The 11,789-nt window shown below is 71.4% G+C and carries 8 protein-coding genes; 5 read left to right on the top strand and 3 right to left on the bottom strand.

The features are described from left to right. Window position 1: 1 nt before the first annotated feature. Window positions 2-1,762, top strand: coding sequence for an ABC transporter substrate-binding protein (locus IPQ09_24080; protein MBL0197249.1), 1,761 nt, complete (start codon window positions 2-4; stop codon window positions 1,760-1,762). Then, window positions 1,759-2,778 (top strand): ABC transporter permease, encoded by a 1,020-nt coding sequence (locus tag IPQ09_24075; protein MBL0197248.1) that lies wholly within the window; start codon window positions 1,759-1,761, stop codon window positions 2,776-2,778. Before IPQ09_24080 ends, IPQ09_24075 begins: the two co-directional genes overlap by 4 nt. Before the next feature lie 18 nt (window positions 2,779-2,796). On the opposite strand, the gene IPQ09_24070 is transcribed toward IPQ09_24075, so the two are convergent. Together IPQ09_24070 and IPQ09_24065 are read right to left on the bottom strand one after the other, a co-directional pair. Beyond that, window positions 2,797-5,718, bottom strand: coding sequence for a response regulator (locus IPQ09_24070; protein ID MBL0197247.1), 2,922 nt, complete (start codon window positions 5,716-5,718; stop codon window positions 2,797-2,799). Window positions 5,719-5,860: 142 nt separating this feature from the next. Next, a complete protein-coding gene (locus IPQ09_24065; protein MBL0197246.1) occupies window positions 5,861-7,087 on the bottom strand; it encodes an SPFH domain-containing protein in 1,227 nt (408 codons plus the stop codon). A 215-nt stretch (window positions 7,088-7,302) separates the two neighbouring features. Between IPQ09_24065 and IPQ09_24060 the strand changes: the two genes are divergently transcribed. Then, window positions 7,303-8,469, top strand: a complete 1,167-nt coding sequence (locus IPQ09_24060) for a hypothetical protein (GenBank protein MBL0197245.1) — start codon at window positions 7,303-7,305, stop codon at window positions 8,467-8,469. Between the two features lie 231 nt (window positions 8,470-8,700). Continuing rightward, on the top strand, window positions 8,701-10,572 hold the full coding sequence (locus IPQ09_24055; protein MBL0197244.1) for a glycosyltransferase family 39 protein: 1,872 nt from the start codon (window positions 8,701-8,703) through the stop codon (window positions 10,570-10,572). An 85-nt stretch (window positions 10,573-10,657) separates the two neighbouring features. Here IPQ09_24055 and IPQ09_24050 read toward each other — a convergent pair whose 3' ends face one another. Beyond that, complete coding sequence (locus tag IPQ09_24050; GenBank protein MBL0197243.1) at window positions 10,658-11,386, bottom strand: SDR family oxidoreductase; 729 nt, start codon at window positions 11,384-11,386, stop codon at window positions 10,658-10,660. Window positions 11,387-11,557: 171 nt separating this feature from the next. Between IPQ09_24050 and IPQ09_24045 the strand changes: the two genes are divergently transcribed. Beyond that, entirely contained in the window at window positions 11,558-11,785 is a 228-nt protein-coding gene (locus tag IPQ09_24045; GenBank protein ID MBL0197242.1) for a hypothetical protein, read from the top strand. The last annotated feature ends 4 nt before the right edge of the window (window positions 11,786-11,789 follow it).

Raw genomic sequence — 11,789 nt, 5'->3', positions numbered from 1 at the left:
GGTGCCTCGGCGTGCACCTCACGCCTCGCGCCACGCGGGCCGCCACCTCTGTGCGCACGCCGCCGCGGCGTGTCTCGCGGCCGGCGCGCTCGGCTGCAGCGGCGAGCTGCCCGCTCCGCTGCCCACGGCCCACCCCGACGACTCGATCCCGCGCCGTGGCGGCACGGTACGGACCTCTTCGTTCGGCGACATCCGCAGCCTCGACCCCGCGAACATCGCGGACGGGCTCGTCTCCAGCATGCACCAGCTGCTGTTCGCCGGACTCGTCGACTTCGACGAGCAGGGCGCGGTCGTGCCGCGGCTCGCCGAGCGTTTGGAGACCGCGCCGGACGGGCTCGAGTACCGCTTCACGCTGCGGCGCGGCGTGCTCTTCCACGACGGCACGGAGCTCACCGCGGACGACGTCAAGCGCTCGGTGGAGCGCGCATTGCACCCCTCCGCGCCCAACCCGTACTCCAGCTTCTACTCCTCGATCGTCGGCTACGACGACCTCGCCAGCAAGCGCCGGGAGGACCTCGCGGGCGTCACGGTCGAGGGCTCGCACGTCGTCTCGTTCCGGCTGTCGCAACCCGACTCCACCTTCCTCCCGCTCCTCGCGATGCAGCCGCTGCGCCCGGTCTGCAAGAGCGCGGGCCGTCGCTATTCGGACGACTTCCTCGCGTGCGGCGCGGGCCCCTTCAAGCTCGCGCAAGGCGGCTGGGTGCGCGGACAGAGCCTCACCCTCGTGAGGCACGACGGCTACTACGAGCCGGGGAAACCCTACCTCGACCGCGTGGTCTTCACCTTCGGGATGACCCTCTCGACGTCGAAGTACAAGTTCACGCACGGCGACCTCGACACCCTCCGAGACCTCACGCAAGGCGACGTGCTCCGCTTCGCCTCCGACGCGCGCTGGCGCCCCCTCGGCGCCTACGAGCGAGAGCGCCAGATCATGGGTGAGGCCATGAACACGGAGGTCGCGCCGTTCGACAACGTCGAGGTGCGGCGGGCGGTGGCCGCGGCCATCGATCGCCGCCACTACGAGGCCGTGAAGCCCTCGCTGCTCCGCGCGGCCAACCAGCCAATCCCCCCCGGGACGCCCGGGTACGACGCCGCACAGCGGGGCCAGCAACACGATCTCACCAAGGCGCTCGAGCACATGCGGCGCGCCGGCTATCCCTATGATCCTGCTACGAAAACGGGCGGCTATCCGCACGTCATTCCGTACTACACCTATCGGCAAGGAGCGAGCGAGTACACCGCGCAGGTGTTCCAACAGGAGGTCGCGAAGATCGGGCTCCGCATCGAGCTCCGGCTCGTGAACTACCCCACCTACCTGGCGCAGGTGGCGCGGCGTCGCCAGGTCGCGATCGGGCCGTGGGGGTGGTCGGAGGACTACCCGGACCCCATCGACTTCCTCGACTCCCTCTTCCACTCGCGCTCGATCGCCGACGAGGACGCGAACAACGTGTCGTTCTACTCGAACCCGCGGTTCGACACGCTCGTCGACTCCGCCAAGCGGGAGCTCGAGCCCAAGCGACGCGGGCGGCTCATCTCGGAGGCCGTGGACCTCGTGTGCGACGAGGCGCCGTTCGCCTTCGCCTACACCGTGCGCTTCTACGAGGTCCACCAGCCCTACCTCCGAGGCTATCGCCCCCACGCGGTGTGGGCGCGCGACCTCTCGTCGGCCTGGCTCGACCGCGCGGCGTCGGGCGCGACACGCGGCGCGTTGCCTGGGGCCGTCGTAGGACCGCGCGCGCTCGGGAGCCTGTTCGGGCCATGAGCGCGCGCGCTACGCTGGCGGCGACCGCGGCGCGGCGGGCGGCTCACGGGTTCGCCGTCCTGTTCGCCACGGCGACGCTCGCCTTCCTCGTGAACGACGTGCTCCCCAGCGACCCCGCGCGCATGGTGGCGGGCGCGCAGGCGAGACCGGCGGAGGTCGCGAAGATCCGCGCGGAGCTCGGCCTCGAGCGGCCCATGCCCGTCCGCTTCGGCGCCTACCTCCGGCGGCTCGTCCACCTCGGGCCCCTCGACCGCGGGCGCGACGCACGCCACGCGACGTGCGGGGCGATGGGCCCGGTGCACGTCGATCTCGGCAGGAGCTACCAACAGAGACGCCCCGTCGTGGCCATCCTCGGCGAGCGGCTCCCGCGCACCTTGTTGCTCGCGCTCACCGCCGTGACGCTCCAGTCGCTGCTCGGGGTGGCGCTGGGTGTCTACGCGGCGCGGCACAAGCGCACGCTGCGTGATCGAGCGACCGTGAGCGCGAGCCTGCTCGCGACGAGCGCACCCACCTTCATGTCCGGGCTCGGGCTCCAGCTCCTCTTCGCCAAGACGCTCCACCTTCTGCCGCTCGACGGGTTCGGGGCGACGCCCCTCGAGCACCTCGTCTCGGTGATCCTGCCGGCGAGCACGCTCGCGCTCTTCGGCGCCGCGCTCTACACGCGGCTCACGCGCGACGAAATGATCCTCGCGCTTTCCCACGACTACGTGCGCACGGCCCGCGCGAAGGGGCTCGGAGAGCTCGGCGTCCTCCGCCACGCGCTGCGCAACGTGCTCGTGCCCCTCGTGACGGTCGTGGGGCTCGACCTCGGCGCCCTCGTCGGCGGCGCCGCGGTCACCGAGACCCTCTTCCGCTGGCCTGGCCTGGGCTCGCTGGCGGTGTCGGCGCTGCTCGACCGCGACGGCCCCGTCCTCATGGGCACGGTGCTCGTCACGAGCGCCGGCGTCGTCCTCGCCACGATGTTCGTGGACCTGAGCGTCCACTTTCTCGACCCCCGCGCCCGGCGCGCGCGCTGACCCCTCGCCGTCGGCTCTTCAGTCGCCGGAGAGCGCCCGACACTCGACCACGCCAGGACCAAAGGCCTGCTTCGCGCAGGAACGATACGCCTCCCTGGCGGCGGCCTTGCGCCCGATGGCTTCGTACGCGGCGCCGAGCGTGAGCCACGCCTCGGCGTTGCCTGGCTGTTGGCGGGTCGCGCGCAGCGCGACCTCGGCCGCCTTGCCGGGAGAGTGCTGCTCGAGCAGGCGCTGCGCCTGCTTGACGTCGCTGACGCGCGGGGGCTCGCCGCTGGCCGCGGCGGGCGGGGCGGTGCCCGCCGCGGGCGTGGGCGCAGGCGGCTCAGGCGTGGGCGTGGGCGCGGGAGCAGCGGACGTACGGGGAGACGGAGGCGCGGGGGTCGGCGGGGGAACCGCGCTCGCGGCGACCGACGCCGTCTCCGGTGGGATCGGCGCCGGGTCGATCGAGGTGAACGATAGGGCGGGCAGGCCCGGGGGCGCGGAGGCGGTGGGCGTCCCGCTTGGCCGCGGTTGGAGCGCCTCAGCGTCCGGGCCCGTGCCGAGGCCGGCCGCGGTGTCGTGCTCGCCCCTCACCACGCGCCGCGCGAAGATCCCGAACACCAGCACCAGCGCGATGCCGCCGACGAGCCAGAGCGCCACGCGTGGCCCCGGGATGCGCTCCGGGGCGCGCCCCTCGGCCTGCCTGCGCCGCGACGGGGCGGTCTCGCTGTCGTCGTGAGCCACTTGGTCGTCGGCCACGGCGCGGCGCCTCGACCGCGAGGGCGGCGGCTCCGGCTCGCGATCCTCGTCGGCGACGACGACCTTCGGCTCGAGCTTCACGTTGCGCCGCGACGGCGGCGGCCGCGCCTTCGACTGCTGGCGGCTGGAGACGGGACCGGACGTCGGCGTCGGGTCGAACGCGAGCTCGTCGATGCTCACCTCGAACGGCGGCGAGGGCTCCGGCACGGTCACGATCTCGGGCTGGGTCTCGGGCGCCGAGCTCGCGGCGGCTGGAGAGACGTCGATTGGGATGGCGATCAGCACCGCCGGCGGAGCCGGGAACTTCGGCGACACCTCGGGCACGAGCTGGGTCTCGTCCGGACCGTCGAGCGGCGCGTCTGCGATGCGCCGCAGCTCGGTCATCACCGAGTCGGTCAGCGCGGGCTGGGAGCTCGCGGGCGCCGGTGCCACGGGCGCCTTCGTCGCCTCCACGATGTCGGCGAGCGCGATGCGAGGGGCCCCGCGCGCGGCAGACCCCACAGAGGCGGGCGCGGGAGAGAGCGGCTCTGGCGCGAGCGTGGCCTTCAGGCTGGGGAGCCCGAGCGCACCGGGCGTCACGTTCGACGCGGCGGGCGCCGTCGCAGGCCGCGCGGGCTGCGCGGGCGCCGACTTCGCGGGCGCCTTTGCGGGCTCCGCCGCCGGCGTCGCGGGCACCTTCGCGGGCTCCGCCTTCACGGGCTCTACCTTTGCCGGCACCTTCACGGGCTCCGCCTTCGCGGGCTCGGCGTTTGCCGGCTTCACGGCCTCCGCCGTCTTCATGGGCTTGACCGGCTCGGGGGCCTTGGGCGCGGCGGTCGCCTCGGCCGTCTTGGTGGCGGGCTTCGCCTCTGGGGGCTTCGCCTTGGCGGGCGTTTGCGTCTTCGCGGGGGCGTCGTCCTTTTTCGCGCGGAGCGCCGCGGACGGCTGGGTCAGCGCGAGCTCCGTCTCCGACGGCGTCGCGATCGGCGAGAAGGGCGCGCGAGTCGGCGCGCGCGGGGGCGGTTCGGGCGCACGCTCGACGCCGGCGACGGCGATCGCGAGCTTGGCGAGCTCGGCGAGCTTGGAGGGCACCGTAGGCCGCGAGGCCTCGGCCTTGCCGGGCGCGTAAGCATTTGGAGTTACAAGGGTTTCCGCGCCGGAGGAGGAGGGCGAGGCGAGCTCGAGGGCCTCGGCGGGGATGGCCGCGGCGAGCCCGCGCAGGGTCTCGGGATCGTGGATGGGCACGCCCGGCACGAAGGGCTCGAGCGCCCGCGCGTCCTTCGCGCTGATGAGCAGCCCTTCGAAGAACAGCTTCGAGAGCGTGGAGAGCGTGGACAGGTCCTCGAACGGCGACTCCTCGACGACCTCGAGGGTCGAGCGACGACCGTCGACGAGCCGCAGGATGCCGTTCACCTCGTCGGGGATCTCGCCGATCCGGCGCGCGAGCTCCGCGTGATCGACGACGAGGGCTTGCTCGAGCGCCGGGAGCTGCTCGGTCATCCGGCTCCACTCGTCGAGCCTCCGCATGCCCTCCATCAGCACGGCCTGCGTCGAGACCTCGATCGCCTCCCCGCGGGACACGGGCTCGAAGTTGACCTCGAAGGTCGCTTCGTTCCAGGTGAGCGCGCGGTAGATGGCCTCCTCGCCCGTGAGGGGACCGAGCTCGGCGTCGAGGACCTTGCCGTCTCGGAAGTAGATCGTGGCGTTCCGCACACCGCTCTTGAGGTTGACGACGCCGGTCTTTCTGGAGACCTCGAAGGTCTGCAGGAGGTCGACCACCGCCATGTCCTCGATCGAGCCCGAGAACTGGGTGCGCGCGGCGTGCTGGGGCCGCGACATGCTCTCCTTGTCGCGACGCGCGAGCAGGAGCTGGACGCGCGCGAGCAGCTCGCGCACGAAGATGGGCTTCGTCAGGTAGTCCTCGACCCCGAGCTCGAGCCCGCGGATCTTGTCCTCGACCGAGCGCTGGCTCGTGAGGAACACCACCGGGATGCGGGCCCACTCGGCGCGCTCCTTCAGGCGCCGCACCAGCGCGTACCCATCGAGCTTCGGCAGCTTGGTGTCCGAAAGAACGAGGTCCGGGGGCGCGCTCTCGACGCAGCGCAGCGCCTCCTCTCCGTCGGTCGCGACGGTGACGTTGTAGCCCGCCTTGCGGAGGCTCACCTCGAGCACGCGCAGACTGCGCATGTCGGCGTCAACGAGGAGGAGCTGTTCCTTGGCCATCTCGGAGCGTAGGATGCGGACCGCCGCGCGTGCGGTCAAGCAACGCGCGACGACCGCGTCGGGGGAAGCTGCCCGGCCTTCGCGAAGCGCTTACGGAAGCGCGACGCCACCGGAGGTGCGTCCCCTGCCCTCGAGGCGTGGCCTACGCCGTCTTGGTGCCGCAGTTCGCGCAGAACTTCGCGCCGGGGCTGAGCATGGTGCCGCACCCCGTGCAGTTCTTCGGCGCCTGGGGCAGGCCGGTGCCACAGTTCGAGCAGAATTTGCCCGCGCCCTGCTTGAAGCTGCACGCCCCGCAGGTGACGAGCACCCCACCGGGGCTCACCGAGGCGGGCGGCGGCGGGGGCGCGCCCATGGCGCCCATGCCGGGCTGCATGCCCTGCTGGAAGCCACCGACCATCATGTTGCCCATGCCCATGCCCACGGCCATGCCGGCGCCGGCGCCCGCGAGCCCGTCGCCCATGCCGTGCTGCGCCATGCCCTGGCCAGCACCGATCATGGCCTGGCCGGCCGCGTAGGCGCCGAAGTTGCCGCCGGCGAGCTGGTTCACGTAGCGGGCGTCTTGCCCGAACTTCTGGTCGAGCGCGAACTGGTTCGCCTGGGCGTCGGCCGCAGCGCCTGCGATCGCGATCTGCTTCTTGCGCACCTCGCGCTGGGCGTCGGCGAGCTCCTTGACAGCCTGGCGGAGCTCCACCATGTGCTCTTCAGGGATGTTGGGGTCGATCTTCCCCATCTCCGTGATGCGAATGCCGATGTCGTTCAGGGCGGGCGCCCGCGCGACGAAGGCCTGGGCCAGGCGCTCCTTGTTGTTGATGACCGACAGAATGCTCTTCTGCTCAGCCTCGGCCAGCTCGCAGAGGACGGTGCCCACCGAGTTGATGAACTTTCCCTTCACCCACTGGAGGATCTGGTCGTTGTCACCCGCCGCCGCCTGGCCCGAGTAGCCGACGATGAAGCGCACCGGGTCGGTGACGACGACCGAGAACTCACCGAAAATGCGGATGGGCACCTGCAGGCCGGTGCCCGGATCGACGATTTCGCCCGCGGGGCCGCCGAAGGGGATGCTGCGCACCGGCGTGGTCTTCACGAAGAAGATCTCGCTGATGAACACGTTGCCGCCCGTGAACTGGTTCACGATGCTGCCCAGGAACGGGATGTTCTGCGTGTGCATCGTGTGCCGCCCGGGGGGCAGCACGCCGACGACCCGACCATCCTTGAAGAACACCGCGCACTCGTCGCTGTCGACGGTGAGCTGCGAGTACATCGGGAAGTTCTGATCGGGATGCTTGTAGACGATGAGGTGTTTTTGGTTGTCGGCGCGCGCGATCATCATCGCGCTCACGTTCTTTTGGACGAAGTCGAACACTCCCATCGTTTCTGCCTCCGAAGCGGCGGCGAACGTGCCGCCGGTTTCGAGCAGAATAAGACCCTCTCCCCAGCGACGCCAGACGGAAGCGACATCGGCGCGACGCGGGGCTTCGTTTCGCCTCCGACGCGCCTGCGCCCGCGAAAACGCACGACTTTTCGTGGCCTTTCGGCGCGTCACGGGGGTGATGGCACGCGCCCGCATCTGCTACTCTCGCGGGCGTGATTGAGCCCGTCGACATTTCCTCACTCCCCGGCCCCGCGCAGAAGATCCTCGACCCCGCGGGGCCCGCGCCGCTCAAGCAGATGGCCGCGAAGGGCGTGGTGCCCGGCCTGCGGCCCGGCGAGATCGTCACGGTCATCGCGCTCCTCGCGCAAGGCGACGGGCCCACGGCCACCACCGCGTCCGAGACCTTCGGCAAGCTGCCGAAGCCGCTCATCACCGGCGCGCTGGCGGGCGATCTGCACCCCTGGGTGCTCGATCGCCTGACGCTCACCTACGCCGGGGACTTCAATTTCATCGGCCAGTTTCTCCAGCACCGCTCGCTCGCGAACGAGACGGTCGCGGAGCTCGCCGCCGTGGCGAGCGAGGGCGTCGCCGAGCTCATCGCCACGAACGAAGAGCGCCTGCTCGCGAACCCGACGATCATCGAGAAGCTCTACCTGAACAAGTCGACGCGCATGTCGACCGCCGACCGCATCATCGAGCTCGCGGTTCGCAACAAAATCGACCTCCCGGGAATCCCCGCGTTCCGCGAGGCCGCGGCGGCCATCGCGAAGGAGCTCGTCGCCGAGGCGACCGAGGAGCGCACGTTCGACGACGACCAGTTCGACGAGCTGCACGGCCTCGCCGCCACGACCCAGCTCGCCCCCGACGAAGACACCCACGTCGTCGACGAGACGGGCAAGGAGGAGGTCACGCAGAAGGCGAAGGCCCTGAACGGCATCTGGGCCGAGATGCGCCCGCCCGCGAAGATCCGCCTGCTGCAGCTCGGCGTCGACTCGTACAAGCGCGACAACCCCGACTTCGAGGGCACGCTCGACGCGGCCGCCGTTCGTATGCTCGGTGTGCGCGATCCGAACCCGCTCGTTTCCGTGGCCGCCGTCAAGTCGCCGAGCATCACCGAGAGCGAGATCCAGCGCATCGCGGGCATGCGGAACGTGTCCGAAGACGTGCTCCGCATCATCGCCATGAACCGCGACTACACCCGCTCCTACGCCATCAAGTACGCCCTGGTCGCGAACCCGCGCACCCCGTTCGCCTTCGCGTCGCAGTGGGTCACGCACCTGCGCGAGAGCGATCTGCGCAACGTCGCGAAGAGCAAGGACGTCGCGGGCGCGGTCGCGAACGCCGCGCGCAACCAGCTTCAGCGCAAGGGCAAGAACTGAGCGAGAGCGCCGCGCGCCTGCCGAGGTTCCCGTCGCGGAGGGGTCCGGCGGCCGGCTCGGGGCGACGTTTGGCCCAGGTCTCGCGAATCGGGTTCGCGATTCGCGAGGCGTGCTCTAGATTCCGCGGCGTGTCGCCGATCGCCCTAGAGAGCGCATCCCCGCGCCTGCGCCTCCCTCCGCCGCATCCCATGCGCGTGCGAGCCCCGCGAGACGCACGGGAGAGGCCGGGCGATGGCTGACCGCCAGGCTCACTGGTCCGAGCGGTTGGCGCTGTTCGGGGGCGTCGCGAGCATCGCTGCCGTGCACAGCCCGCTCGTCGCCTATGGCACGTTCGCCAACGTGGACGAGGCCTACGCGGGCGCGCTCGCGAGCCGCATCCTGGACGGGCACAAGCTCTACGTCGGCGCCGTGAGCCAGCGCGGCCCGCTGATGTACTACGTGTACACGCTCGTCGCGTGGCTCCACGGGTGGGACAACCTCCGGGCGCTTCGCCTGTGGGCCCTCGGCGTGGCGCTGCTGAACCTCTACGCGGTGTACCTGTTCGCGCGGGCGTTCCTGCCGCGCGCGGGTGTGCTCATCGCCACGTTCGTGATGGCGTACGCGCTCGCGTTCGGTGTGCCCCCATTCGACGGGCTGGCGCTCCACGGCGAGTCTCTCCAGCTCCCACCCCTCACGTTCGGGTGTCTGCTCGGCGCGCTCGCGCTTCAGCCCAGCCCACGCGCGGCGGACCTCAGGCGGTGGCTCCTCGCGGGGTCCGGGCTGCTCTTCGGGATCGCGGTCGCGATCAAGCAGAGCGCGGCGCTCCACCCCGTCGCGCTCTGCGTATGGCTCCTGGCGAGCGCCCGGCGCAACCGGCAACCGGCCAAGCAGTGGCTCACCGACCTCGGCATCATCACCGCGAGCACCGCCCTGCTCCCCGCCCTCTTCATCGCGCACGCGGCCCACGAGGGAACGCTCAAGGAGCTTTACTACTACACGGTGGTCTACAACCGCGACGTCCACCTCCGGCCGACGCGGAAGCTCTTCCCGCTCCTCACCCCGTTCTTCCTCCGCCTCACCGAGCAGACCGGCTACTTCCTACTCCTCCTCGGCATCGCGAGCGCGGCGATCCCTAGCGGCGCGCGGCGCCTCGTGCGCGCCATGCAGGCGCGCGTCGCCTGGCCCGTGCTCCGGGGCTTTGGTGTGCGGCGCTACCTGGTCGCGAACCTCGCGCTCGCGGTGCTGTCGGCGTCGGCCATGTACCGCTTTTTCCCCCACTACTTCGTGCAGTCGCTGCCGTTCTTGGCGCTGGCCGCGGGGGCCATGCTGGGCCCCTCGGCAGAGCGCCTGCGACACCGCGCGGCCTTCAACCGCCTCGCGATCGGGGCGTTCGGGATGCTCATCTTCGCGTCTGGGCTGAGCACGGTGTTCGGCGAGCGCGTCGACGGCCGGGTGACCCACGACAGGACCCCGCAGCTGTGCGGCAAGCTCATCGCCGCCGGCACGAAGCCGGAAGATCGCATCTTCGTGTGGGGCTTCTCCCCGTGGATCTACCAGTACGCGCACCGCAGGCCCGCGGGGCGGTTCGTCTTCGAGACCTACGTCACGGGGTTCGTGCCCTGGTTCTGGGACCGCCTCGAGCTCGAGCGCTCCCGGATCGTGCCGGGCAGCGTCGAGGCCCTGCTCGCCGACCTCGACCGCGAACGCCCCGAGATCGTGGTCGACGCGGGCAGCGTGATGATGGCGAGGCCCATGCGCGCCTACGCGAAGCCTGGTCGCTGGCTCCTCGAACACTACTGCTTCGAGTACCGCCTCGCGGCCTTCGACGTGTACCGGCGCAGGCCCGACGGCGTGGCCGAGTGCGCGCAACCCTACGTGCCCCTGCCGTACGACGCCGTGAACTGGAACGGCACGCCGATGGGCATCCCCGTGCCGCTCTCCGCCGAGCGGGCGCGCGAGCGGCGCCTGCCCTACGGCAACCTGATGCGACCCATCTGGTTTCCTAGCGGCCCGCCCCCGCAACAAGCGGTCCTGGACGCCGCGCGCGATCCCAAGACCGAGCGCGAGGAGGCGGAGGCCGAGCGCGACGGCTTCTACATCCCCCGGTTCGACGGCCGCGACTAGAGCGCGTTCGGCTCGCGCGGCGGAGTGAGGTCGAGGGCGCGCTCGTGACGCTCGGGGTCGACGTGACGGGCGATCCCGAGCTCGACTACCGGCCGACGCCCCACACCTCGCCCGTCGCCCAGGTAGCGTCGAGCAGGGAGAGCACGACGTGCACGACCTCTTCGGGCGTGCCGAACCGACCGAGGAGCGACCTCGTCGCGAGCCGGTGATGCCTCGTAGGATCGGCGTCCGCCTCGGGATCGGCGACGATGCCGAGCTGAACCAGGTTGACCCTCACCGCGGGCGCCAGCTCGACGGCCAGCGCCTGCAGCCCGGTGCGCACCGCGCCCTTCGCCGTGAGATAGGCGACGTGGTTCGTATACGGCCTCGTGGTGCCCGCGTCGCCGAGCGCGACCACGGCGCCCTGCGCGGTCGCGAGATCCTGCGCGAGCGCGTGCACGAGCAGGAGCGGCGCGACGGCGTGCACGGTGAGCGTCCGCTCGAGGTCCTCGCGGCAGAGGGCCTCGAACGGCGTGCGCGGGAATGGGCCGCACGCGAGCACGACGTCGTCCACCGTTCCCACACCCGCGCGGAGCCCGGCCACGATGTCGTCCACCGCGTTGGGCCGGGATAGATCCGCGCACACGGTGGGCGCGGGAGGGCCAGGGACCTCGGCAGCCAGGAGGTCCGCCAAGCTGGCCAGTTTGGCCGGATCCCGGGCGGTGAGCACGGGCAGATCGCCCCGCCGCGCGAGCCCGAGCGCGATCGCGACGCCGAGGCGCCCGGTCGCGCCGACCACCAGCACCTTTCGGCCCCTCCGCTCTCCGTGTGGCATCGGGCGAACATTACAGAGCCGGAGGCTCCGGCGGAAGCCTTGGCTAAGCGAGCGTCGCCACAAAAGCGCGAGGACCCGCGCGGCCGCTCCCCACCGGGGGACGGGCCGTACTATGCTCCTCGGCCGAGTGCCCCCGAGGCGGGATCTTCACGAACATCGGAGCAGAACGCGATGAGCGCACCCCAGTATACCGAGGCGGAGGTCGAGCGGCTGTGGGCCAGCTACCGCGCGGGTGCGCCCACGGTGTGTCCTGCCGACGGCGCCAACGTCGCGCTCTCGATCGACGGCACGCGCGCGTACCGCCTCAGCTGCACTCACTGCGGCGTCGGGTCCTCGTGGTTCACCAGCGCGCAGGACGGGATCCTCGTCCGCGTAGCCATGCCGCCCATCACGCGCTGAGCTC

Source organism: Myxococcales bacterium (assembly GCA_016720545.1).
Classification (GTDB): domain Bacteria; phylum Myxococcota_A; class Polyangia; order Polyangiales; family Polyangiaceae; genus JAAFHV01.
The sequence above is the reverse complement of the archived record's forward strand: the minus strand, read 5'-3'. Positions and strand labels throughout refer to the sequence as shown.

Excerpts from the sequence above, each read along its gene's own strand:
- IPQ09_24045 (MBL0197242.1), top strand. The coding sequence starts at position 11,558 with ATGAGCGCACCCCAGTATACCGAGGCGGAGGTCGAGCGGCTGTGGGCC.
- IPQ09_24070 (MBL0197247.1), bottom strand. The coding sequence starts at position 5,718 with ATGGCCAAGGAACAGCTCCTCCTCGTTGACGCCGACATGCGCAGTCTG.
- IPQ09_24050 (MBL0197243.1), bottom strand. The coding sequence starts at position 11,386 with ATGCCACACGGAGAGCGGAGGGGCCGAAAGGTGCTGGTGGTCGGCGCG.
- IPQ09_24055 (MBL0197244.1), top strand. The coding sequence starts at position 8,701 with ATGGCTGACCGCCAGGCTCACTGGTCCGAGCGGTTGGCGCTGTTCGGG.
- IPQ09_24075 (MBL0197248.1), top strand. The coding sequence starts at position 1,759 with ATGAGCGCGCGCGCTACGCTGGCGGCGACCGCGGCGCGGCGGGCGGCT.
- IPQ09_24065 (MBL0197246.1), bottom strand. The coding sequence starts at position 7,087 with ATGGGAGTGTTCGACTTCGTCCAAAAGAACGTGAGCGCGATGATGATC.